This window comes from Nicoliella sp. ESL1113 (assembly GCF_058509245.1).
In genome coordinates, this window is sequence record NZ_CP196387.1 from 145,014 (window position 1) to 169,577 (window position 24,564).

The 24,564-nt window shown below is 40.7% G+C and carries 23 protein-coding genes and 2 other annotated features; of the genes, 9 read left to right on the forward strand and 14 right to left on the reverse strand.

Annotated features, from left to right (window positions below):
• The first annotated feature begins 111 nt into the window (after positions 1 to 111).
• On the forward strand, positions 112 to 1,074 hold the full coding sequence (locus tag ACSYTJ_RS00695) for an NAD(P)-dependent oxidoreductase (RefSeq protein ID WP_491719895.1): 963 nt from the start codon (positions 112 to 114) through the stop codon (positions 1,072 to 1,074).
• Between the two features lie 78 nt (positions 1,075 to 1,152).
• Here ACSYTJ_RS00695 and ACSYTJ_RS00700 read toward each other — a convergent pair whose 3' ends face one another.
• The 5 genes from ACSYTJ_RS00700 to ACSYTJ_RS00720 all read right to left on the reverse strand — a co-directional run bounded on the left by ACSYTJ_RS00700 (position 1,153) and on the right by ACSYTJ_RS00720 (position 7,087).
• Complete coding sequence (locus ACSYTJ_RS00700; protein ID WP_491719896.1) at positions 1,153 to 2,931, reverse strand: oligopeptide ABC transporter substrate-binding protein; 1,779 nt, start codon at positions 2,929 to 2,931, stop codon at positions 1,153 to 1,155.
• Between the two features lie 235 nt (positions 2,932 to 3,166).
• The gene (locus ACSYTJ_RS00705) at positions 3,167 to 4,111 is read right to left on the reverse strand and encodes an ABC transporter permease (RefSeq protein WP_491716966.1); all 945 of its coding nucleotides are present in this window, start codon (positions 4,109 to 4,111) and stop codon (positions 3,167 to 3,169) included.
• 11 nt (positions 4,112 to 4,122) lie between these two features.
• The gene (locus tag ACSYTJ_RS00710; RefSeq protein ID WP_491716967.1) at positions 4,123 to 5,082 is read right to left on the reverse strand and encodes an ABC transporter permease; all 960 of its coding nucleotides are present in this window, start codon (positions 5,080 to 5,082) and stop codon (positions 4,123 to 4,125) included.
• On the reverse strand, positions 5,082 to 6,059 hold the full coding sequence (locus ACSYTJ_RS00715; protein WP_491716968.1) for an ABC transporter ATP-binding protein: 978 nt from the start codon (positions 6,057 to 6,059) through the stop codon (positions 5,082 to 5,084). The genes ACSYTJ_RS00710 and ACSYTJ_RS00715 overlap by 1 nt, the downstream gene beginning before the upstream one ends.
• Positions 6,056 to 7,087: an ABC transporter ATP-binding protein gene (locus ACSYTJ_RS00720; RefSeq protein WP_491716969.1), complete on the reverse strand. Its 1,032-nt coding sequence runs from the start codon at positions 7,085 to 7,087 to the stop codon at positions 6,056 to 6,058. The genes ACSYTJ_RS00715 and ACSYTJ_RS00720 overlap by 4 nt, the downstream gene beginning before the upstream one ends.
• Positions 7,088 to 7,493: 406 nt before the next feature.
• Positions 7,494 to 7,725: a binding site (T-box leader), on the forward strand.
• A 57-nt stretch (positions 7,726 to 7,782) separates the two neighbouring features.
• On the opposite strand from ACSYTJ_RS00720, the gene ACSYTJ_RS00725 reads away from it, so the two are divergent.
• The 7 genes from ACSYTJ_RS00725 to ACSYTJ_RS00755 all read left to right on the forward strand — a co-directional run bounded on the left by ACSYTJ_RS00725 (position 7,783) and on the right by ACSYTJ_RS00755 (position 13,455).
• Positions 7,783 to 8,928 (forward strand): 5-methyltetrahydropteroyltriglutamate--homocysteine S-methyltransferase, encoded by a 1,146-nt coding sequence (locus tag ACSYTJ_RS00725; RefSeq protein WP_491719897.1) that lies wholly within the window; start codon positions 7,783 to 7,785, stop codon positions 8,926 to 8,928.
• Positions 8,929 to 8,934: 6 nt separating this feature from the next.
• Positions 8,935 to 9,148, forward strand: a binding site (T-box leader).
• 58 nt (positions 9,149 to 9,206) lie between these two features.
• Positions 9,207 to 10,247: a methionine ABC transporter ATP-binding protein gene (locus ACSYTJ_RS00730; RefSeq protein WP_491719898.1), complete on the forward strand. Its 1,041-nt coding sequence runs from the start codon at positions 9,207 to 9,209 to the stop codon at positions 10,245 to 10,247.
• Complete coding sequence (locus ACSYTJ_RS00735; protein ID WP_491716972.1) at positions 10,237 to 10,908, forward strand: methionine ABC transporter permease; 672 nt, start codon at positions 10,237 to 10,239, stop codon at positions 10,906 to 10,908. Before ACSYTJ_RS00730 ends, ACSYTJ_RS00735 begins: the two co-directional genes overlap by 11 nt.
• Positions 10,909 to 10,920: 12 nt before the next feature.
• On the forward strand, positions 10,921 to 11,796 hold the full coding sequence (locus tag ACSYTJ_RS00740) for a MetQ/NlpA family ABC transporter substrate-binding protein (RefSeq protein WP_491716973.1): 876 nt from the start codon (positions 10,921 to 10,923) through the stop codon (positions 11,794 to 11,796).
• 42 nt (positions 11,797 to 11,838) lie between these two features.
• Positions 11,839 to 12,312: an S-ribosylhomocysteine lyase gene (locus tag ACSYTJ_RS00745; protein ID WP_491716974.1), complete on the forward strand. Its 474-nt coding sequence runs from the start codon at positions 11,839 to 11,841 to the stop codon at positions 12,310 to 12,312.
• A gap of 30 nt (positions 12,313 to 12,342) precedes the next feature.
• The gene (locus ACSYTJ_RS00750; RefSeq protein ID WP_491716975.1) at positions 12,343 to 12,468 is read left to right on the forward strand and encodes a hypothetical protein; all 126 of its coding nucleotides are present in this window, start codon (positions 12,343 to 12,345) and stop codon (positions 12,466 to 12,468) included.
• 123 nt (positions 12,469 to 12,591) lie between these two features.
• Complete coding sequence (locus ACSYTJ_RS00755; RefSeq protein ID WP_491719899.1) at positions 12,592 to 13,455, forward strand: NAD(P)-dependent oxidoreductase; 864 nt, start codon at positions 12,592 to 12,594, stop codon at positions 13,453 to 13,455.
• Between the two features lie 310 nt (positions 13,456 to 13,765).
• On the opposite strand, the gene ACSYTJ_RS00760 is transcribed toward ACSYTJ_RS00755, so the two are convergent.
• Entirely contained in the window at positions 13,766 to 14,089 is a 324-nt protein-coding gene (locus ACSYTJ_RS00760; RefSeq protein WP_491719900.1) for a type II toxin-antitoxin system mRNA interferase toxin, RelE/StbE family, read from the reverse strand.
• Positions 14,089 to 14,364, reverse strand: a complete 276-nt coding sequence (locus ACSYTJ_RS00765; RefSeq protein WP_491719901.1) for a type II toxin-antitoxin system Phd/YefM family antitoxin — start codon at positions 14,362 to 14,364, stop codon at positions 14,089 to 14,091. Before ACSYTJ_RS00765 ends, ACSYTJ_RS00760 begins: the two co-directional genes overlap by 1 nt.
• Before the next feature lie 670 nt (positions 14,365 to 15,034).
• Here ACSYTJ_RS00765 and ACSYTJ_RS00770 point away from each other — a divergent pair.
• On the forward strand, positions 15,035 to 15,325 hold the full coding sequence (locus ACSYTJ_RS00770) for a hypothetical protein (protein WP_491719902.1): 291 nt from the start codon (positions 15,035 to 15,037) through the stop codon (positions 15,323 to 15,325).
• A gap of 113 nt (positions 15,326 to 15,438) precedes the next feature.
• On the opposite strand, the gene ACSYTJ_RS00775 is transcribed toward ACSYTJ_RS00770, so the two are convergent.
• The 7 genes from ACSYTJ_RS00775 to ACSYTJ_RS00805 form a co-directional block, all read right to left on the reverse strand.
• The gene (locus ACSYTJ_RS00775; protein ID WP_491719903.1) at positions 15,439 to 16,188 is read right to left on the reverse strand and encodes a DUF1003 domain-containing protein; all 750 of its coding nucleotides are present in this window, start codon (positions 16,186 to 16,188) and stop codon (positions 15,439 to 15,441) included.
• Positions 16,189 to 16,286: 98 nt separating this feature from the next.
• A complete protein-coding gene (locus ACSYTJ_RS00780) occupies positions 16,287 to 17,546 on the reverse strand; it encodes a YhgE/Pip domain-containing protein (protein ID WP_491719904.1) in 1,260 nt (419 codons plus the stop codon).
• Positions 17,547 to 17,643: 97 nt separating this feature from the next.
• Positions 17,644 to 18,228: a TetR/AcrR family transcriptional regulator gene (locus ACSYTJ_RS00785; protein WP_491719905.1), complete on the reverse strand. Its 585-nt coding sequence runs from the start codon at positions 18,226 to 18,228 to the stop codon at positions 17,644 to 17,646.
• A gap of 68 nt (positions 18,229 to 18,296) precedes the next feature.
• Positions 18,297 to 19,751, reverse strand: coding sequence for an APC family permease (locus ACSYTJ_RS00790; RefSeq protein WP_491719906.1), 1,455 nt, complete (start codon positions 19,749 to 19,751; stop codon positions 18,297 to 18,299).
• Positions 19,752 to 19,771: 20 nt separating this feature from the next.
• Positions 19,772 to 21,115: an aspartate aminotransferase family protein gene (locus ACSYTJ_RS00795; protein ID WP_491719907.1), complete on the reverse strand. Its 1,344-nt coding sequence runs from the start codon at positions 21,113 to 21,115 to the stop codon at positions 19,772 to 19,774.
• 203 nt (positions 21,116 to 21,318) lie between these two features.
• Positions 21,319 to 22,317: a CAP domain-containing protein gene (locus tag ACSYTJ_RS00800; RefSeq protein ID WP_491719908.1), complete on the reverse strand. Its 999-nt coding sequence runs from the start codon at positions 22,315 to 22,317 to the stop codon at positions 21,319 to 21,321.
• Positions 22,318 to 22,514: 197 nt separating this feature from the next.
• Positions 22,515 to 24,563: a heavy metal translocating P-type ATPase gene (locus ACSYTJ_RS00805; protein ID WP_491720117.1), complete on the reverse strand. Its 2,049-nt coding sequence runs from the start codon at positions 24,561 to 24,563 to the stop codon at positions 22,515 to 22,517.
• Position 24,564: the final 1 nt, after the last annotated feature.

The following is a 24,564-nucleotide window of genomic DNA, read 5'->3' on the forward strand; positions in this document are numbered from 1 at the left end:
AATATTCATTTTAACGGCTAAAAAGCCTTTATTATGCATACATCTTTATTCATTCAAATCAATTGTGTTGATTTTTGAATGGGCGTAAGTTAGGTGATGAGGTGAATAATAATGAATATTTTAGTTGCAATTGCAAATGATAATTTTAAAATCGATCAAATTAAGCAGTTGTTTGATAAGGATCAAGCTTTTGCTAATGACCAGCTTTACTATGATTTTGAAAACCCATCTGTTGATCTAGATCAAATTGACGTTATGATCGGCTATGGTCATGATGAATTGAATTACATGTTGGAAAGTGCCAACTCGCACTTAAAGTGGGTTCAAGCCCTTTCCGCCGGGGTTGATTACTACCCACTAAAGAAGATGCAGGCTAAGGGGGTGATTTTGACCACGGTCAATGGTATCCATGCTGAACCAATTGCCGAATCAGCAATTGGCATGATCTTAGGTCAATATCGCTTCCTATTAGAATCAGCTCGCAAGCAGGGATGGCTAAAGCCAACCCATACCTTGAAGATGATTCATGGTAAGCATGCTGTCATCTTCGGCACGGGCCACATTGGACAACGGATTGCAGAATTACTGGATGCCTTTGGGGCGCAGGTGACGGGGGTGAACCACGATGGTCATTCCGTCGCTGGCTTCGCCAACACCGTTAGTAATACTAACTTGCAAAATCCCGCCATTACCGCGGCTGACATCATTGTAAACGCGCTGCCACTAACCAGTGTAACTGAGGGAATATATAATGAAGCGTTTTTCAATTCTTTAACGAATCAACCGATCTTCATTACCATTGGGCGCGGGCCTAGCACCAATACCGATGATTTATTGGCGGCGATCGATAATCGTAAATTAGGGGCAGCGGGACTAGATGTGACCGATCCAGAACCACTGCCTGCTGACCATCCGCTCTGGCAACGGGAGAACGTGTTGATCACTTCGCATATCTCAGGAATCCATGCTGAATATTTAGAAGAATCATTGCAGATTTTGAACCAAAACTTGGCGCAGTTTAAGCAGGATGGGACAGTGGCAGTTAATGAAGTAAATTATAATAAGGGGTATTAAAAACCATAAAAAATAAGCTCCATCAGAAATTTCCTGATGGAGCTTATTTTAATTTAGCGAATCGCTAATTATGATCGACTACTTAGTAGAAGCGCTGTTCAATTGAAGGTTACTCCAGAAGTAGTTGTTAGCAGGGGAAGTAGTGTAGTTCACAACCCGCTTGTTAACTGGTGACCATGAAAGTGAGAATGCGTTAGGAGCGTAAGCTGTTTGATCATTCATGAATTCTTGCCAATCCTTGAATTGTTTTACTCTGTAACTTTCGTTCCAAGCCTTGTCATTGTTCATGTTAGCCAAGAGTTGGTCGTTTTGCTTGTTTGCAAAGTGTCCCATGTTAAATGCTGCTGAGGTACCGAAGATTCCAGTAGGGGTTGGTTCACTATTAGTAGTGAAGGCACCGGTATAGAAATCAATCTTGTTTTGTTGTGGCTTTTGTAGGATTGCGTAGAAGCTGTTCATTTCCATTGGCTTACCACCAGCGAATTGAACGTTCAAGCCTAGCTTGTGCCATTGTTGCAATTCGTATTGTTGAATTGCAAGGGTAGTGCTAGTTCCTTGCATTGCACCGTAGTAGATCGTAAGTGGTTTCCCATTTGGTTGGGTTCTCCACTTGCCCTTCTTCTTGTAACCAGCTTCATCAAGGAGCTTTTCAGCCTTCTTGAAGTCGTATGGGAATCCGGCAGCTTTACTGTCGTAGTACTTCTTAAATGCTGGAGGAAGGAGCGTGTTAGCGTGCCAGCTAAGTCCGTAACCGAACTTTTTGTAAACTTGATCAAGGTTAAGTGAGTACATCAATGCTTGACGAAGGTTCTTGTTACCCATCTTAGCGTTCTTGTCGGTAACACTAACGCCTTCCTTGTTCGCATGACCAAGGACGAAACCGAAGTAACTAAATGAAAGGGCAGGGGAACCAACGGCAGTGTAATCACTCAACTTCTTGACTTGAGGATATTGACTACTTACACCACCAAATGCGAAGTCGTACTTCTTAGCCTTAAATGCAGCGGCGAAGTTACTTTGTGAAACAACTTGGATCGTGATGTTCTTGATCTTAGGAGTTGGGCCGAAGTAGTACTTGTTAGGAACCCAAGTAGTTGATTCACCTTGTACTTGTTTAGAAAGTTTGTAAGGACCAACGAAGATTGGGTTCTTCCGAACTTGAGCACTGGAAGCAAGCTTGTCAATTGGAACGTTCTTAAAGTATTCGTATGGTTCAGCAGCTTGCCACATCGTAGAATTACCTAAGTACTTCAACGAAGGTGGGAAACTATTGAACTTAATCTTAAGGACATTGCCGTTTTGGCCATCTGGGTATGTAAATCCGGAAATTGTCTTAGCCTTACCAGCGTGATATTCAGCTAACCCATCAATCTTGTTCATATCAGCTGAGTATTGTTGGGAAGTCGTCTTAGGGTTCGCAATGATTTCGTAGGCGTATTCAACGTCCTTTGCGGTAACCTTCATCCCGTTTGACCACTTAGCATCTTTACGAACGGTAACGGTCGCGGTCTTGGTAGCCTTATCAAGCTTCAAATTAGCTAAACCACCATCAACAATCTTGTAGTTCGCATCAACATTGAACAGTGCTTGTTGACCTGGTGAGTATACATCTTGATCTTCAGCATTAACTTGTAATGTAGGAGATGTAATTCCGGCGAATGGTGAATTATTAACTTCAGCAACTTTTAATGTGCTGTTGTTCCCACTAGTGGTTCCCTTTCCTGAGGCATTATAAGAAGTGGGTAAATCGGCATGCTTTGAGCTGCCGCTATTATTGCTGCTGTTTGAACACGCAGCTAACGTAAGTGCTGATAGCATCGCAATTCCTGCTGTCAGCCATTTTTTATGTTTAATCATAAACAATTCCTCCAATAGTGAAACGATATTTTTTTGAAACTAACTCATAAACAATGTTCACCACCTGTTATGTAAATCTATTAATTATTTTTTAATAAAAATATTATAGATAACATTCTAATCATTTTTTAATTAAAATTCAAGTGTTTTATTAAGATTATTTTTAATAAAGTTAAAAATAACTAAAAAATCGGGCGTTTGCCCGATTTCAGTGTGTTATAAAATTAAAAAAAGATTAGTTACCACGTCTTTGCATAACGCTAGTTGATCTTCTAACTGCTTGCCCGATGTAACTGATGGCAAGACACATGATCACCACTTCTGCAGCAGCTGGCAACCAGTTCCACCAGTATTGCGTAATGTTAGTAGGGTCACTGGCGTTTCCAATTAATGTCCCTAGTGAAGGAGTGTTCAATGGGAGCCCAAACCCAAGGTATGATAGTCCGGTTTCAACCCCGATATTTTCGGCGAAGGAAAGGGTCGTATCAACAATGATGAGTGATGAAATATTAGGCATAATTTCGCTAAAGATAATTTTTAGATTGCTAGCGCCAGAAGTTTTAGCCGCAAATACATAGTCGCGGTGCGCTTCTGAAGATGTTCTCGAACGAATTAGCCGAGACGTCCCCATCCAGTAGAAAATCGAAAGGATTAACGTCAACGTAATGGCATTGTAATGGGGAATGATGGTTACCAAAACAATGATGAACATTAGCATTGGAATGATCATCATAAAATCATAGAGTCTTTGCATTGCTAAATCAACAAACCCACCAAAGTAACCTGAAATCAGCCCGTAGGCAATCCCAAAGGTGGACGAAATAATGGTCAAACCAATTGCGATGCCGATTGAATTTCTAGAACCAACGATCAGTTGCTTGGCGATCGAACGCCCAGAAGCATCTGCTCCTAACCAATATTCTGGAGTGAATGGCTTGCTGAAACTATCCATGATGTTAGTTTGCATCATGGCACTTTGGTTGATGAAAAACGATGCGATCACCGTAAATAAAATAAATGATACTAATGCAATAAGTGAAATTAAGGCGAGTTTGTCGGCCTTAAATTCGTTCCAAATCACCCTCAGTTGGGAGGGCGAGGCATTTTCCTCAGCTTCCTTAGTGAGGCGTGCTAAATCATCAGCACTTAAGTTGTTAATGTTTAAAGTTTTGTTCTTCATTTTTACCCCTCCTATTCAACCCGAATTCTTGGATCAACGACACTTAAGATGATGTCAGATAACAACGTCCCAAGGAGGTTCAAGAATCCATATAGTAGCACAAGAGCGGTAATAACAGTGTAATCACGATAGCTAATTGCATTTAGGAATAAGAGCCCCATTCCAGGGTATGAGAAGATTTGTTCCGTAAAGATGGAACCGCCTAATAGTCCTGTGATCGAATAACCCGCAAATGCGGTAATTGGCAACAGCGAATTTCTAAAGATATGGTGTTTGTAGATGTCCTTTACTGGCACCCCTTTAGAACGGGCCGTCTTAACGTAGTCGGAACGCTTAGCATCGATCACTTCAGAACGAAGGTATTGCACGATTCCAGTGGTCCCAAAGAATGCTCCTAAAAGGGCGGGCAAAATGATGTGCCCAATTCTGGAAAGTAAGGTACCACCAAGTCCGCTGGCGGTTGGGGAAACGGAGCCGCTAGTTGGGAACCAGCCGAGTCCATATCCAAAAATCCAAACCCCAAGCACCAAAATAACGAAGAATGGAACTGACATGGTTACGTATGAGTAGATTCGTACCAATGAATCTTGCCACTTACCTTCATGCTTCCCGGCATAAATCCCGAGTGGCAACCCAATTGCGTATGTAAGGACCATGGTAGCAAGTGCTAACCAAAGGGTGTTACCACCCCGTTGCGCAATCAATGTTGTAACTGGTTCTTGGTATTCATAACTCATCCCTAAGTTACCGTGGAATAAGTGGACTAACCAATTCCAGTATTGTTGATACCATGGATCATATAGTCCGTTGATCTTCATCAAGTGATGCATCTGAACGGCATTTAATTTAGGGTTAATGGCTCCTGTAAATGGATCACCAGGCATGGCCTTTGCTAATAGGAACACAAGGATGCTTAGGATAAATAGTTCTGGGATCATAATTAAGACCCGTCTTAAAATTGTTTTCCACATTAGTCTGCCACCTCCTGATCATTGGATTTTTTAAGTTCAGCAATGGCTGTTGCTGGTAATGCCACCCAGTGAGTAGGCGATAGTTGTTGAAGGGGCAAGGCCAATCCTTCGTCATCGTAGTACTGATCGCTTTCTTCACGGTATTTTTGTTCAATTGCAAGGCGGTGCTTGCGGTGGGCTTCGCGTTCATCGACGTTGGTACTTGGAATCGCAGCAAGGAGGCGCTTCGTGTAGATGTGTTGGGGATGGTTGTAAATTTCATCACGGGTCCCAATTTCCACTAACCGCCCCCGATTCATGATCGCAATATTGGTACACATGTGCCGAATAACCCCTAGATCATGGGAAATGAATAGGTATGAAACGTTGAATTCCCGTTGAATTTTCTTCATGAAATTCAAGACCTGCGCCTGAACTGATAGATCCAAGGCAGAAACTGGTTCATCCGCCACGATCAACTTAGGGTTAGTGGCAACGGCCCGAGCGATATCAATTCGTTGTCGTTGTCCACCTGAGAATTGGTGGGGGTACTTATAAATTGATTCGGCACTGATCCCAACAATATCGAGGAGTTCGATCACCCGTAGTTTGATCTCTTCCTTATTTAGATCAGTAAAATTATGCAACGGTTCAGCAATGATATCGTAAATCCGTTTTTCAGGGTTCAAACTGGACATTGCATCTTGGAAAATCATTTGGACATCCTTATTATATTGCATTTTATTGCGGACGCTTTTTTTGGTAATATCTTGCCCGTCGTAAATGACTTCTCCAGACGTCGCTTGTTCCAGACCAACGATCGTTTTACCAGTTGTTGATTTTCCAGAACCGGATTCGCCAACGAGGCCAAACGTTTGGCCAGTTTCAATCTTAAAGCTGACCCCGTCAACGGCCTTGACGTTGTTTACGATGCGGTTCCAAAAACCACCCCGCACTGGGTAGTACACTTTTAAGTCTTTAACTTCTACTAAACTCATACAGCACGGCCTCCTTTAGCTTCATCTGGGAACGCAAAGTTCTTATAGCAGATACATCTGACGAAGTGACCGGCCTCTACTTCATGCATCGTTGGGTGTTCTTCGTGTTGATCAGCTGGGACCCATGGAATCCGTGGGGCGAACTTATCACCAGTCTTAGGCATCTTCTTAAGTGATGGCACCATTCCGTTGATCACGTATAGTTCATCGTTTTCAGAATCTGCTTGCGGAATCGAGCGGATCAACGAACGGGTGTAGGGATGTTCGGGGTGCGTGAAAACCTGCTTTGTGCTCCCCAGTTCAACAATCTCACCAGCGTACATAACCGCCACTCTGTCTGCTGATTCAGCAACCACCCCTAAATCATGGGTGATCAAGATGATTCCGATGTGGTTTTCCTTTTGAATTTTACGAAGCAGGTCCAAAATTTGGGCTTGAATCGTAACGTCAAGGGCCGTCGTGGGTTCATCGGCAATGATCAAGTCGGGCTTACATGCGATCGCAATTGCAATCATCACCCGTTGTCGCATCCCACCGGAAAGTTGATGGGGGAATTGATGCCCCACTAATTTTGGATCATGGATTCCAACTTGGTCGAGTAACTCGATCGCACGGTCGTAACGTTGCTTAGCGTTTAAATCGGTATGGTAAAAGAGGGTCTCACCAATTTGATCACTAATCCGTTTGAGCGGATTCAATGCTGACAATGGATCTTGGAAGATCATCCCAATCTTGCCACCCCGAATTCGATTGTACTGTGCTTCGTTTAATGAAAGTAAGTCTGTTTTACCTTCAAAAATAATTTTCCCCGAAGTTTTGGAATCATTGGGATTTTGTAATCCCATGATGGTCGTGGCAAGGGTACTCTTCCCACAACCAGATTCACCAACAAGTGCTAAAATTTCATCTCTGTTAACCGTAAGATTAATCCCTGAGATGGCGGGATAATACTTGCCATCGATTTTAAAGGACGTCCCAACATTTTGGATATCTAGAATTTGTTGATGAGCTTTACTTGCATCTGTCATTTTAAACCTCACCCTTCAATTGTTATTACCTTTAATAATTATTTCATTAATGCACTATATTCTAATGATAATTTAATCAAAAAGCAAGGATGATTTGAAAATGATAACAATCTTATATTAAATGATTATTTTTATCTAAATTGAATGATTAAAATTAAATTAGATTGGTCGATTTAAATCCAAACAGGAATATTTTGATGAGTAATTTAATCATAATTGGAGTTTAAATCCAATTTGAATTTAATTAATTGAAAATATTTTAAATCCCGTTAATAGTTTGTATATCAACGTTGAAAGGGGATTCTGGTTAACCTATTTGGGACTAAATTAAAAAAGAATTAGAAAAACTGTTGACATTCCCAACTAAACTTCGTAGAATGTAATCAATTAATCAAATCGAATTCAAATAAACAAGATGATCAGGAGAGTAACGATTAAAGATGGTTCAGAAAGTCTACGGTTGCTGTGAGTAGACCGATTCGATATTCGTGAAGATGGCCTGTAATTTGGCGGCGTTGATATTTAAACGTCGATGGGGTGGCAACCATTATTCACTGCACACGTTGTTAGACGTTAGTGAGGATATTTGTGTAAACAATTATCGAAATAGAATGGTACCGCGGAAATCCGCTTCTAGTATATACACTAGGAGCGGATTTTTTTATTTGAATTATGAATCGAAGGGAAGTAACAATATGCCAAAATTTAACGGACAACCATTGCACTACGATATTGTCGGAAGTTTCTTAAGACCAAAAGAATTAAAGGATGCTAGAAAAGACTTTGAAAACCATGCTATCGACCATGATCAACTCACCAAGGTCGAAAACGAAGAAATCACCAAGTTAGTTGCCAAGGAAAAAGAAGTCGGCTTAAAGATCGTGACCGACGGAGAATTCCGCCGCAGCTACTGGCACTTGGATACCTTCTGGGGCTTTGATGGAATCAAGCATACCAAGCAAGAACACGGGTACATCTTCCATGATGTTGAAACCAGAAATGATTCGGCCCAAGTCGAAGGGAAGATTAAATTTAACCCGAACCATCCGGACCTAGTTGCTTACAAGTTCCTCTACAACTTGACGAAGGATGATGACTCGATCGTAGCGCGCCAAAGCATTCCTTCTCCAGCGCAACTATATGCAGAACTAGTGCGGGGCCCTGAAAATATCGCTGCCTTGGAAAAGTTCTATGGTAAGGATACCGATGCATTGGTTCATGATATTGGTCAAGCATACCATGATTTGATCATCGCCCTTTATGAAGTTGGTTGTCGCGATGTGAAGTTTGACGACTGTACTTGGGGGATGCTTGCTGATAAGGACTTCTGGAAGACGATGACCGATAATTATAACGACATCGAAGATTTACAAAAGCTCTACTTACGCTTTAACAACGAAGCACTCAAGGACTTACCTGATGACTTGCGGGTCAGCACCCATGTTTGTCGCGGGAACTACGCTTCGACTTGGGCTGCGAGCGGCGGTTACCAACCAGTTGCCCACACGTTGTTCGCCGAAGAAAACGTTTCTGCCTACTACCTGGAATTTGACGATAGCCGTTCCGGTGATTTCACACCATTAAAGGAAGTTACCCCTGGTAAAGAAGTCGTGTTAGGGCTAGTTACCAGCAAGAAACCAGAATTAGAAGAACCAGCTAACTTGGTTAACCGGATTCATGAAGCAGCTCAATATGTCCCATTGGAAAACTTATCATTAAGTACCCAATGTGGTTTTGCTTCAACCGAAGAGGGTAACCATTTAACCGAAAAACAACAATGGAAGAAAATTAAATTAGTAATCGATACTGCGAATGAAGTTTGGCAAACGGTGCAAAACTAATTCGCATTCACTGAAGGGATGAGTAACTAATTGCCCCCGTCACAGAAAGCTGCGGTTGATGGAAAGCAGTACGGAGGGGTTAGTGAAAATGGTCCTGGATCAATAATCGTTAACGAGCGACTAAGCAAGTTAACGGCGCGTCGAACGCGTTACCAACGAAGAGATGGTGGTCGAACGGCCACTAAGTAGGGTGGTACCGCGTATGAATTACGCCCCTAGGTTCATTAAGTGTGAATCTGGGGGCGTTTTTTAATTGCTAGTAAACGAGGGTGATAAGAATGGCAACAGATGTAATTAATTTCAAAAAAGTTAATAAGTCTTTCGACACCGATGATGGTGTTAACCACGTATTGAAAGACATTGACCTCTCAATTCCGAAGGGCAAAATCTTCGGGGTGATTGGTTACAGTGGAGCTGGAAAGTCCACTTTGATCCGTTGTATCAACGGCTTAGAAAAGCCAACCGATGGAACGGTAACGTTCAATGATCAAACGGTCAACGAACTAGACCACAAATCATTGTTGAACTTGCGCAGTAAGATCAGCATGATCTTCCAACAATTCAACTTGATGCCTGGTAGAACGATTGCTGAGAACATCGCATTACCGATCAAGTACCGCGGCTTCTCCAAAGAAGAAGTGGCCAGCAAAGTCCGTAAACTATTGGACTTAGTCGGGTTACCAGATAAGTATTCCGCATATCCTTCTTCATTGTCAGGGGGGCAAAAGCAACGGATCGCAATTGCGCGGGCGTTGATCAATGACCCAGAAGTGTTGCTCTGTGATGAAGCAACGAGTGCTTTGGATCCTGAAACGACTGATTCGATCTTGGATTTATTAAAGCAGTTGAATCGCGACTACGGGATTACGATCATCATCGTGACCCATGAAATGCACGTGATTGAATCGATCTGTGATGACATTGCGGTGTTGGACAAGGGGAGCATCGTTGAACAAGGCAATGTTTACTCGGTCTTCTCTGATCCGAAGGAAGCGTTGACGAAGAAGTTCATCAACACCACTTCGAACCTGAAAATTTCACAAGAACTGGTCGACACGATCAATTTGAAACCTGGACAGAAATTAATCAGATTGAGTTATCGGGATGGTGAGACGGTGACCCCATTGATTTCCGATATTTCACGGAAATTCAATGTGAACGCAAATATCATCATTGGGGATATCAAATTGATTCAAAAGCAACTATTGGGTGGTTTGATTATCGTCTTAGATGGTAAGCAGGCGGATGTTGATTCTTCTGAACAATATTTACAACAACAAAAAGACGTTGAAGTGGAGGTGATTGATAATGCTAGATAAGTATTTTCCAAACGTTGGTGCTAACTGGCAAGCATTTACAGAATCGATCCTAGAAACGATTGAAATGGTGATCATCGCTGGTTTGATATCCTTCGTCGTGAGTTTAGTGTTAGGAATTATCTTAGTGGTTACCCAGTCTGATGGGATTGCACCCAATCGGGTCGTCTGGAACATCGTGGATAAGTTGATCAACCTCTTCCGATCGATTCCATTCATCATTTTGATCGTTGCGTTGATTCCACTTACGACCGCGATTTCTGGAACTGCGATTGGGGTACGAGGGACCATTTTCCCACTGGTAATTGGGATCACGCCCTTCTTTTCCAGACAGATTGAATCAGCATTGAACGATACCGATTCTGGTTTGGTCGAAACTGGTGAAGCAATCGGGTTGACCAATTTCCAAATCATTAAGTCGATCTACCTGCACGAAAGTATCTCAAGTTTAACCAGAATGACCACCACGACCATTGTGAGTCTGGTCGGGTTGACCGCCATTGTCGGAGTTGTTGGTGGTGGGGGCTTAGGAAACTTTGCCATCCAATATGGTTATCAACAAAACCAATTCGACGTAACGTTGGCATGTATTATCGTGTTATTGATTATCGTAACGATCGTCCAAATTTTAGGAACATTAATATCTGAAACATTAAAACATTAGGAGATGGCATAAATGAGCAAGAAGAAAAAATTACAATGGACATCCTTAGGGATTGTCGGAGTATTAGTCGTTATTTTAGGATTCGTGATTTTCTCAGGAAAGGGAAATTCAAATTCAACTAGTTCTAGTTCTGATGGTGGCAAGACCAAGGTTGTGAATGTCGGGGTTACTGGTTCGACCGATATTCCAATCTGGAAGGAAATCAACAAGGAATTGGCCAAGGAACATATTTACGCCAAGGTCAAGGTCTTTAGTGATGGGGATGCGTTGAACCAAGCAACTGCCAACGGGCAAATTGATATTAACTCATTCCAACACTATGCATTTCTAAAGCAAGAAGAACAACAAAAGCATTATAAGTTTGCTGTCATTGGACAAACATACATCCAACCATTGAACATCTACTCCAAGAAGATCAAGAGCGTTAAGGACCTCAAGGATGGCGATAAGATCGCAATTCCAAACAACCCAACCAACGCTGGACGGGCTTTGAAGGTGCTTGAAAAGGCCGGTTTGATCAAGACTAATCCTAAGAAGGGTTACTCCCCAACTTTGACTGACATCACTAGCAACCCTAAGCACCTTAACATTATTGAAGTTGACCCTGCTGCCATCTTGAAGTTATTACCAAACTTTGCAGCTGGAATTACGAATGCTAACTACGTTCAAGCTAACCACATGAATCCAGCTAAGGATTCCATTTTCCAAATCGCACCTGATATTAAAGATCCATACAACAAGCCTTGGATTAACATTTTGGTAACACGGGAATCAGAAAAGAACAACGCTACATTTAAGAAGGTGGTTAAAGCATACAATTCTAAGGCAGTTTATGATTTAATCAAGAAGGAATACCAAGGCGTTGATGTTCCAGCATTTAATTACTAATTCGATAAACTTAAATTTTAAAAACAGGAAGGTTGATTATTTATGGCTAAAGTAGAAAGTTTCACACTCGATCACACAAAGGTTCATGCTCCATACGTTCGTTTAATTACTGAAGAAAAGGGTGAACATGGCGACGTAATTTCCAATTACGACCTCCGCTTAGTTCAACCAAACGAAGAAGCAATTCCAACCGCTGGGTTGCACACCATCGAACACCTCTTGGCAGGCTTGCTTCGTGACCGCCTTACTGGCGTGATCGACTGTTCCCCATTTGGTTGTCGGACTGGTTTTCATTTAATCACTTGGGGTTCACATTCCACTGAAGACGTTGCCAAGGCATTGAAGAGCTCCTTAGAAGAAATTGCTAACAACGTTGAATGGAAGGACGTTCAAGGAACAACTGCTGAAAGTTGTGGAAACTGGCGTGATCATTCGCTCTTCTCCGCTAAGGCATGGGCAAACACGATCTTGGATCAAAAGATTAGTACCGACCCATACGTTCGGAAAACGATTTAATTAGGCTAATTTAACTGAGGAGGGATCGGCATGGCACTATTTGACAACTACATCGTTCGCGCAATCTTACTGGTGGGTTTTTGGGTGGCATACCTGGCCCTCGTTAAGTTCGCGTTTCGCAAGAAACCATCGGATCAAAAATATAAGCATAAGTAAAAAAGATGAACTCGTCACGAGATGGCGGGTTCATCTTTTTTTGGTTTGAAAGCAGATTGATTGAAATTAATGAATTTGAACGCATATAATATGGGCATCAAATAAATTAAAGAGGGCGTTCAAATGAAAATTGGATTTATTGGTACTGGAGTCATGGGAACTGGAATGGTTCTTAACTTACTCAAGCATGATTATGACGTAACCGTTTATAATCGGACGAAATCACATGCTGAAACCGTTATGAATGCAGGCGCTAAGTGGGCGGATACTCCTAAGGCATTAGCGGCTGAAGTCGACGTAGTGTTAACGATCGTCGGGTTCCCACAGGATGTTGAGGAAGTTTACTATGGCGATGACGGGTTATTTCAATCTGCCAAGGCGGGCCAAACGTTGATCGAAATGACCACCAGTAAGCCGAGTTTGGAAGTTAAAATTGCTCAAACTGCTGATGCCAAGGGAATTAAGACCCTGGATGCACCAGTTTCTGGTGGTGATGTTGGTGCTAAGAAGGGGACGCTGACCATCATGGCGGGTGGTGATCAGGACGTCTTTGACGAAATGAAGCCAGTTCTAAGCGCGATGGGTAGTAACGTCAACTTATTCGGTGGCCACGGCAAGGGGCAACACACTAAGATGGCCAACCAAATCATGATTGCGGGGACCATGACCGGGCTTTCTGAAATGTTGGCCTACGGAAAGGCGGCTGGGTTGGACCTGACCGCGTTGGTCAAGACCGTTTCCCAAGGTAGTGGGGACAACTGGAGCCTGGATAACTACGGGCCACGGATTTTAGAAGGCGACTTCAAGCCTGGGTTTGCGGCGAAGCACTTCTTGAAGGACCTTCGGATTGCTCTGCAGGAATCCGAAAAGATGGATGTGCCACTTCCAGCAACTGAGCAGGCCAAGTCACTCTACGAAAAGATGGTCGATCAAATGAACCTGGGCAACGATGGAACCCAGGGGTTGGTGAAGTTGTATGAGAAGTAAGATGAATTAATAAAACGTAGAAGGATATAAATTGACTTTCTAATCAACGAAACTATATCATATAGAGAAATAAAGAGCCCTGATTGCAGTCAGGACTCCTTAATTAGCAAACTGCTTTAAGAGCAGTGTCTCAGTTAGATATTAAACACCATTAGCCGCTCACATCACTTCGCCAAAAGCTTGGGGCGGCTTTTTTGTTACTTTCGATCGTTGAAATACACGAATATATTATTGTTTTGATTGTAACTTGCTAGTGATTGTTTTAATTAATTCTTACTAATTAATAGTGTAACTGTTCATTTTTATTAAATTAATTATCACCAAACATTTCATCATGAGTACCAATATTGATAGTAGTTACAATTAAATTACCATAGTTAATAGAATAAGTTACTATAATATCATTTAATGGATTTGATTTACCTCCCTTAGGAGTATCTCTAATGTGAAATTCTCTGTAATCGCTTAGTTGGTAAGATAACTGATGATCATTGAATTCCTTTGGCAAACTATTCATATCTAAAAGTACATCAATGGCCTCACGAACTTCGCTAACTATTGATCTATCAAGTTTAGCCAACTTTTTAAGGTTTCGGTTAAACTCGGGGCTAGGTCTAAATCTTAATTTTGCCATTAAAACTGATTCCAGTACTCATCATTAGATTTAACAATCGGATCAGGAGCAATGATTCCCTGGCGAATTAATTGGTCACGCGCAATGGCATGTATTTTTGTATCTGGTTCTGATTGAGCAAACTTTTCAAGCCAATTTAATTTTTCCTGACTTACCACTGCAATCGATTTATTATTACTTCTAGTTACATAAATAGTTTCATTTTCATTATTAATTTGATCTAAATATTTTTTTAGTTCATTTCTAAAGTTGCTTTGGGTAATAGCTAGCGTCATTTTACCAGTCCTCCTTGTGGATTGTTTATAGTAATTGTACGTTATTTAGTACATTGATTCAATTGATAGTTATTTTATTTGCTATTTAAAATCTAAACATTTAAATTGACTTTCTACTCAGCGAAGCTATATCATATAGATAAATAAAAGAGCCCTGACTGCAATCAGGACTCCTTAATTAGCAAGCTGCTTTAAGAGCAGTGGCTCATTTTACAAACAACTATAACAATTAGTCGCCCGTATCACTTCGCCAAAAGCTTGGGGCGGCTTTTTTGTTACTTTCGATCGTTGAAATACACAAACATCGTAAATAATAACGATAGTTCTTGCATCAACAATGATAACGCTTGGTAAGCGTTCATCGTAACTGACTCGTTGCCTTCCATTAGATTTATGATGCATAAGCATCACCTCCAATCAAAGTCCGAGCCACCGCCCTCAAAACTAAATGCTAATTGAAAATAATTATACCATATGTAAATATTGAGTTAGATCTAAACATTTAAATTGACTTTCTACTCAGCGAAGCTATATCATATAGATAAATAAAGAGCCCTGATTGCAGTCAGGACTCCTTAATTAGCAAACTGCTTTAAGAGCAGTGGCTCAGTTAGATATTAAATAGAATTAGTCGCCCGCTTCACTTCGTCAAAAGTCTGGGGCGTCTTTTTTGTTTCACCTAAAATTATACGATCTATATAAAAATACTTATCATCATTACACTACAAAGGGATGGTTCATAATCAACTACTTTAAAAGCATTGCCCTCATCATTTCATACCTCATCCTATTGGTTGGAGTGATTATGGTTAGCGTCGGCTGGTCACTATTTAAATTCCGCGCCCTTAGAAATAAGCCAGCCTGGGATGGATGGGGTGGCAAGGTACTGAAAGCTGGAATTTGGGTATTGATTCTCGGTTTGATATTAACTGGGGCATCGTTATATTTACTAGGCAATTAAAATTAAAAAGCGTCCACAAGTTTTTAAACATAACTTGTGGGCGCTTTTTGGATTCACTTAAAATTTAGATGATTACATAGATATTATTTAGCCAGGGAGGCTTAGACAATAATTTAAACGTTATTTTGCTTCCTTATGATTTCCTTTAATTCATTGATTTCATTACTCATTTTATCAAGTTTATCATTAATTTCTCCAATGGAAGCAAGTTGAACTTGATTAATCTTAAAGCTATTAGGAATTGAATTATTATTAAGTTGATCAATCTTAGCATGCAAAATTCTAAGTTCACTTTCAGATTTGAGATTAACATGATAGTCATTATCTGAAGATAGGTGATCGCGATGACCAGCTCGATTTTGACTCATCATGATAACTGGAGATTGAAGCGCCGCCAGACAACTTAGTGCTAAGTTTAAAAGGATGAACGGGTAGGGGTCGAATTTTGCGCCAAATAAATGAACCACGTTAATAAACATCCATGCTAACAGAACCATTGTAAATACGATAATGAAGCTCCAACTACCACCAAACTTAGCAACCATATCAGCTACTTTTTCACCAAAGGTGGCATCTTGATTGAGTTGATTATTAATATTTTCAATTTTATAATCACTAGCATTTAATGATTCGGTTAACTTGCGGTTAATTTTATTATTCTTGGTCTCATTATTATCAATTAATTGATTGATAATTTGAATTTGGTAGTGCAGCGCATGGTGTTTACATATGAAATCATCTCCGCGTACTTTAGGATAATCTGCCCTAATGTGTCCTAGTACAGTTGATCCAACGTCCTTTATTAAATAACCATCCTTAATATTAAATTCTTTTCCATCCACTAAACATTTCTTTTTTTCCATAATAATTCTCATCTTCTTTATAACAATTAATTAGATATAATTTTTAGGGTATAAAAGAAGCATTATCACCAAAAATTAATGATAATACTTCTTTTTTACTAAATACTTGGTGCGTTATCTTCCTTATGCTTCAATAGACTTGAAAGGTAGATTAAACCTGCAGCCACGATTCCAATGATCAAAATTACCCATACGGCAGGGGCCATTGTTGCAGATCCACTTTGGTAGTAAAGGGAATTGTTGAACATTTGGAGACTGAAGCGCAGTGGTAACCAACTGTAGATGAAGGTTCTGTAGAATGAACCCAGCATTTCTGGAGCATAACTCATCATTGAAGTGGAGAAGATCCAAACCACAATTAGAATTGGCCAACCACCTAACCCGGTCCAGTCTAGAACTGTGGTTTGAATTAGGTAGAATACGAACATGTTGAAGAATAGCAATAGAATTGCCTGGCTAACATTCGGGAACGGAACGCCGTATGCGCTGAGCAAGAAGTAAATGGTAAATGATAGTACAACCGACATAATTGCACCAGATAACATTTGACTGTTAATTTCAGAAACTGAGAAGTGGCCATCTGGACTAGCCTTCTTGTGTTCACGCCATAATAGGATGGCTGGTAGCATTGAACCGAACCAAGCGAGCACTACGAGTAGCATTGGAGCAACACCATGGGCACTTTTACTTGGAATCTTATGAACAGTAGTCGTTTTGACGTTGATCGAGTTGTTGACGGCAGCCCATTGAGCGGCAGTTAATGAAACGTTCTGCTTGGCAAGTGCAGCTTGCTTTTGTTGGGTCACCCGTTGGTTCAATGCTTGTCCCATGTTTGTAAGGGCAGTGGTTAAAGTGTTAGCAGCAGTTGCGTTCATCCCTTGGTTAATGATGACGTTAATTTCAGCAGCTGCAGGCTTGTTACTTAATTCAGCGGTAGCAGCTTTCAGTTGAGCTTGCATTTGTGCAGGGAGGGTCGTCTTTTGTTGAGCAGCGGTGAGTTTTTGACTGATGACCGTTGCCTTCAAGTAATTTTGTTGACTGGTTAAGTTATCATCAAAATTCTTCTTAATTACCACGGCCCCGTAGTACTTCTTATTCTTAAAGCCATCGGTTAACTCTGATTCATTTTTGACCTTGACCCACTTGATTGCAGCGGACTTTTTATCAAATTTTTTCTCCAACTGACTTTTAATTTTATTACTGGTCGTGCCGTTTGAACTATCTACCAATGCGACTGGAAGTTGTTTCATCTTCATGGTGGTATTGGTACCAACCTGTGCGACTGAGAATAGTCCAAGGACTACGATCATTAAAATGACGTATAGCCAGAATGCTTTACTCTTAATAACTTTGAACATATTAATGATCCCCTTTGAATTAATTTAAGATTCTATATACTATCTTAAATTATTCTAAAGGTGATTCAATCATCAATTTACGATAAATGTCTTATTTTCAAAACAAATTAAAAACGCCTTTGTTGGTCACAATGTTAATAAAGGATAAAATTTGCTCTTCACTATACTGGGGCTTACTTAACCAAAGTTTAATGATTCCAACTAATCCCGTAGCGTGATAGCTACAAATTAAATCAATTTCTGAATCAGAACGATTGGGATTGATTTCTCTTATGGAATTTTTAACCATATCAAATAGCTTATTTTCAAGACGGTCGTGAAAGCCGCTTTGTGATCTGGGGCTAATTAAAATGCTAAGGTTATGCTGATCATTTGCAAAAATATCGAAAATACCACGGATGTTATCTTCATCAAATAGTGAATGGGTGGCTTGAAAATGATCAATTATTCGATAACGTTGCTGTTCTAATTTTTCAATCATTTGATCTTCATAGGATTCAATTAACGCTTCCTTATCAACAAAGTAACGATAAAAGGTACTGCGGTTAACGTCGGCTTGTTCAACAATATCATTGACAGAAATTCGATTTAGCGGGCGCTTGGTCAGTAATTCTAAGGTTACATCAATTAGTTTAGTTCTAGTTTGGTTGGCCTTTTTTTCGTAAACTCCGATAGTGATCACATCCTTAAATTTAAATTATACACAAAAAGACCACCACATTAGAAATGTGATGGTCTTTATCGATTTAACTATTTAACTTCTTCGCTAGTTTCTTGATCCCGTTGATCAGGAATTGCTGAATTAGCATGGGAGATACTGTAAGTGAAGTAAATGATTACCCCGATGATGAACCAAACGACGGAGTAAACCTTAGCTTCGTAATCAAGCCCTAAGAAGATGGCGAGTGAACCCAAGAAACCAAGGGCAGGGAAGATTGGGTAAAATGGTGCCTTGAATGGTGCAACTGGCAAGTCCTTACCTTCACGTCTTCTAAGTGGGTACATTGCAAGGGATACGAACATGAATGCGATCAAAGTCCCAGTTGAAATCAATTCAGCCAAGAATGTGAATGGGAAAACCCCACCCATGACGATTCCAACGATTGTGATAACCCAAAGGGCAACACTTGGCAAGTGGTTCTTGTTAAGCTTACCAGCAACCTTAGGAAGCATCTTGTCACGACCAAATGAGTAGATCAAACGTGAACCAGCCATCATCATGGCGATCAATGCAGTGAACATTCCAAGAACGGCAACTGCAGTAACAACTGAAGAAATGATTACGTGACCTTGTTGTCTCAATGCCCAACCAACTGGTTCAGCGTTGTTAGCGTAGTTAGTGTATTTGAACATTCCAACCAATACTAATGAAACAAAGACGAAGAAAATCGTACCGATGATCAATGAACCAATGATACCACGAGGCATTGTCTTCTTAGGGTTCTTAGCTTCAGCAGAGTTAGAAGCAATTGAATCAAACCCAATGTAGGATAGGAAGATGGTTGAAGCACCAGCGTAGATTCCTTGCCAACCACCAAAATCAGTTCCTGGCTTATTAGCAGGAATAAATGGAACGTAGTTTTGCGCCTTAATGGCAGTAGCACCAACCACAATAAACGTAACGATGGCAAGTAACTTAAGTACAACCAATAGGTTAGCAACCTTAGAACTCTTATCATCACCTAAGAATAGGATGAAAGAAACGATTGCAACGGTTAGGACGGCAATAATATCAACGACCCCACCGTTAGTTCCTAGTCCATATGCGAGGGAGTTAGGTAATTTCCAACCTAATGGTGAAATTAATCCCTTCACATTGGCGGAGAGCCCAGATGCCACGAAGGCAACGGCAATTAAGTATTCAGCTAGCAACGCCCAACCGACGATCCAGCCCCAGAACTTTCCAAACACCACGCTGACCCATGAATAAGCGGATCCGGCAAATGGTAATGATGACGCCATTTCAGCATAGTTTAGGGCAACTAAACCAGCAACGATGGCAGCAACTAAATATGAGAACACAACCGCTGGACCAGTATGTAGCGCAGCCACAATTCCTGGAAGCGTAAAGATTGAGGTAGAAAGGATGGTCCCAAGTCCTAATGCCAAGAAGTCCTTAACGGTTAGATTCTTTTCGAGGGCCTGATCCTTCTTTTGATAAAAGCGGAAGTCCACTTTTTCATTCATTTTTTTCCAAACAGACATACACAAAACTCCTTTTATTTTTACCAGCCAATGCCTTTCAAGGCCGCTGAATCTTTAATTATACCATTCTTTAAATCATTCATGGCATGTTTTATAATTTCTAATCCTTCGTATAGTTCTTCCTTAGTAATGACTAACGGAGGTTGGAACCTTAAAATATTACCGCGAACGGTAATCATTAACGCTCCTAGTTCAAAAATGCGATAAATTAACTTAGTTGCTGCTTTATCATCTGCCTTTCCAGTATTAGGGTCAACGATGTTAATTCCACCATTTAAACCGTATAATCGTACGTCCCCGATGAAATTGAATTGCTTTTTTAAGTCTTGGAAGTACTGTTCGGCATATTGACCGAGTTCATGACTTCTTTCAACGAGGTGCTCTTCTTCAATAACATCTAAAGTAGCAAGAGCTGCTGCTGCTGAAACCGGATTTCCAGCAGTCGTATAAACATTCCCAGGGGTTCCTAATGAATCCATAATTTCCTTCCGTCCCACTACGGCACTGAGTGGTAATCCCGAAGCAATTGACTTACCAACTGCAATTAGATCGGGATGGATATCTGGGAAGTGATCAATTGACCACATTTTACCAGTTCGTCCTAACCCTTGGTTAACTTCATCGATTGCTAATAAGATGCCATTTTCATGGGCGAACTCAGCTACCTGTCTCATGTATCTTTCTGGGACCTTAGCAAATCCACCATCACCTTGAATGGCTTCGATTTCAATTAACGCTGTTTCATCAGCGGGTAAGTAAGTGTCAAATGGTAATTTAAAGGCTTCGAACATTCGATCGATAAATTCGTCTTCAGTCTCACCTTCGTGTTTGTACCAAGGACTAGGGAAGGGCACCTTTACAACACCAGGTAACAATGGCCCAATTTTTCTAGTCATGTTTAAGCTCACGCCTGATGTTGTAATGGAACCATAAGTAGAACCGTGATAAGCACCGGTGAAGCTAACTATGTATTGACGTCCTGTATAGGCTCTCGCAAACTTAATGATTGCGTCGTTAGCATCTGAACCTGAATTTCCCCAGGTAACCTTAGCAGCCCCCTTGATTGGCGCAATTTCAGCCAATCTTTTTGCAAGCCTAGTTTCCGGTTCGGTCGCAAAGTAAGCGGGGGTATACTGAATTAGCTTAGCAGCTTGATCTTGAATGGCTTTTACAACTTTGGGATGGGAATGACCAGTATTAGTGGATGAAGCGCTGGATAATAAATCAATATATTTATTATCGTCAGCATCCGTTAAAATGGCTCCCTGACCAGATTTGATAACGATGTCAAAGTATTTAATTCTGGAAGCTTTTGCGTAATATTTACGCTCCTCTTTTGTTAAATGCTTATTTTCGTTTGCCATGTGAACAACTCCTTCATTAGTTTTATCAATTTAGATGTGATTAAAATTAAAATTGATAATTGATTCTAATTAGTTTTTAATTATATATGGATTTATTAAAATGTCAAATCGAGATTGAGTGATGGACCTTGATAACTTACTAAAATAAAAGGGCTGAAGCGCAATTGCTTGCGACTCAGCCCGTTTTTTATATTTAATCATATTTAATTGTAGTAATTACCAAATTCCATTGCCATATATAAATCATTAGTGCCAGCAGCATGATAAAAACTAATCCCGACTTCCTTATTATTTGAATCCATGTCATTGACGTAGTGACCATGTTCATTACCGTCACCATTTTCAGGACCCTCAGCTTGAAAGGCAGTGATAATTTTATTGCTAACAGAAGCGGGGGTATCACCGCCAACGTAGAAGGACTTCCCCAGATTTTCAGCAAGGAAAGTAGAGTGCTTATTAATATCAAGGCCTAGTTGTTGTGCATCATCATATGCAATTAGGTTGTTGTTCGCATCCCGATGGTTGAAGTTAGATGCAATTTGTTGTGCCCGCATTTGAGCAATCTTAGTTAATTGGTCATTGATCGTTAGTGAAGCAATCCCTGAAGCATTTCTAATTGCGTTAAGTTGGTTGAGTGCTGATTGAGAAATTGCGGAAAGGGTATTAGGATCGTCCCAGTTAACGCCACTTTGATTCATTAAACTTAAAACGGTGCTACTTGGGTTATTGCTAGCGGCGTTACTGTAATCCATGTTAGGGATTGCAGTGGATGCATTCGGATCGGTATTGGTTGTTTGATTTGTATCCGTTGATGGATTGCTATTCGTGTTTTGAACCGCGGTAGATGTTTTTGTTGTATTAGTGCTTGGGTTTGTTTTTTTCTTAACGGTAGTTGTCTTAGTTGTGATCTTATTAAGAGTACTTAATTTGAACCAGCCGACTTTATTACCATTTTTAGTGAGGAGTGCGTATTTGACCCCATGAACCGAAGCAATCGATGCTGATGAAAATGACCCAGAGAGCTTGTAATTGCTTTTCCCCTTTACCTTTTTAGAGGTGGGTAAACTATTGTACATGGTTGTTTTTTTAACTTTTGATTGGTATGTAATCGTTTCTTTTGCTTGAGCACTTTCAGTTACTTTAAAGCTGGACAAAGTTACAAATGCTAAAATGCTGATAATTAAAAATTTATGATTGCTCATACAAAGGACCCCTTAATTATGAAAGATTATATTGGATTAACAAACTTAGTATAACGTATTTTAAATCTAATTTCGAAATTTTTTAGAACATAAAAAAAACGAAGCCATTTAATTGGCTTCGTTTTTATCGATATATCCAAACGTCCTTGTCAATATCTATCCTAACCCTTTTTTATTAAACATCAAGTAAAAGCAACTTATTTTTCGATATGCAGGGTCATTGCATTGATGGCAACGATCACCGTACTCATTGACATTAAAATTGCTCCAACCATTGGGCTTAGAATGATTCCAGCAAATGCTAAGATACCAGCTGCTAATGGGAGGGCGATAATGTTATATCCAGCTCCCCACCAGAGGTTTTGGACCATCTTATCTTCAGATGATCTAGCTAGTTTCAACAGGGCGATGACATCTTTTGGATCGCTATTAACTAAGACAACATCGGCTGAATCAATCGCAACGTCGGTTCCAGAACCGATCGCAATTCCTAAGTTAGCCTTAGCCAAACTGGGGGCATCGTTGACCCCGTCACCAATGAACATGACGGCACCAGCTTGTTGATACTTGGTAACTAATTTTTGCTTGTCTTCTGGCTTCAAATTAGCTTCCACCTTAGTGATACCAAGCGTTTTGGCAACCTTATTCGCAGTTTGCGCATTATCACCAGTCAACATTACAGGTTGGATATTTTGGGAAATCAAGTACTTGACCATCTTATCTGAATCAGGCTTGATTTGATCACCTTCAGCAACTAGGGCAAGAGCTTTACCATTAGCAACTAAATAACTAACCGTATTCCCCTGTGAAGCAACTTGGTTGAATTGTTGTTCATCAAATTGAATCTTTTGTTCAGTGAGATACTTACTAGAAACCACTTGGTAATCCTGGCCATTAATGGTTGCTGATAATCCAGCACCAGTAATTTGCTTAACGTTCTCAGCACTTTCTAGCTGCAACTTCCGTTCCTTAGCAGCTGCTAAGATCCCACTGGCTAACGGGTGGCTAGAGGTTTGTTCGGCACTAGCGATTAACTTAAGGGCATCGGAATCTGAAAGTGAATCAGAAAGACTCTTTACCACGTTGACCTTGAATTGCCCCTGGGTTAGTGTCCCAGTCTTATCCATTAGTGCATATTTTAACTTCTTGGTTCCTTCCAATGCATCCCGATTTCTAATCAATAATCCATTGGTAGCCGCAAGGGCTGTCGTCCGTGAAACGACCAGTGGAATTGCCAGCCCCAATGCATGGGGACATGCAATAATTAAAACGGTAACGGCAGTGGTAGTGGCAAATGAAACACCACTTACGAAGCTCCAAATCAGCCATGCAACAATGGCGATGGATAATGAAGCGTAAAAGAGGTAGCCAGACACCTTATCAGCAAGGTTTTGATTCTTCGACTTACTGTTTTGGGCGCTGGAAACTAAGTCCTTTACCTTGGAAAGGTATCCAGAATCACCAGTCCCTGTAACCTTGAATTGAATACTACCATCATCATTGGTAGAACCACCAATCACTTTATCATTGACATTCTTGTCAACACTTCTGGATTCACCAGTAACTAGCGATTCGTTGACCTTACCACTACCATCGATAATCACACCATCGGCTGGAATCTTTTCACCAGCTTTGACTAACACGATGTCGTTATTTTTTAAGTCATTTAATGAAATCGCCTTAAAGCTACCATCAGGTTGCTTCACACTGGCGGTGTTAGGCAATAAATTAGAAAGTTTATCAACGGCGGAGCCAGCATTCATGATCGTATTCATTTCGATCCAGTGCCCCAATAACATGATGACGATCAGGGTAGCTAATTCCCAAAAGAAATTGCTGACCATCGTGCCACTATTAGATAAATTATTGTGAATCACTGAATAAAGGCTGTAAACATACGCAACCGAAATCCCCATTGAAATTAATGACATCATGGCGGGTTGTTTCGATTCTAATTCACCCTTAGCACCACTAAAGAATGGCTTGCCACCATAGAAGAATAAGATGGTCCCTAAAATGGCAACGACCCAATCCGATCCCTTAAAGAAGAATTGGAAGGGCAGCTTCATGCCCATCATTGGTGACATGATCAAAATTGGAATCATTAAGACAAAGGAGACCCAGAACTTTTGTTTTAGATTTCCCATGTTCATCATGTGGCCACCATGCATCATCATCATTCCGCCACCGCTCATGTCCATGCCTTTCATATCATGGTGACCATGACCCATGTCCATGCCTTTCATA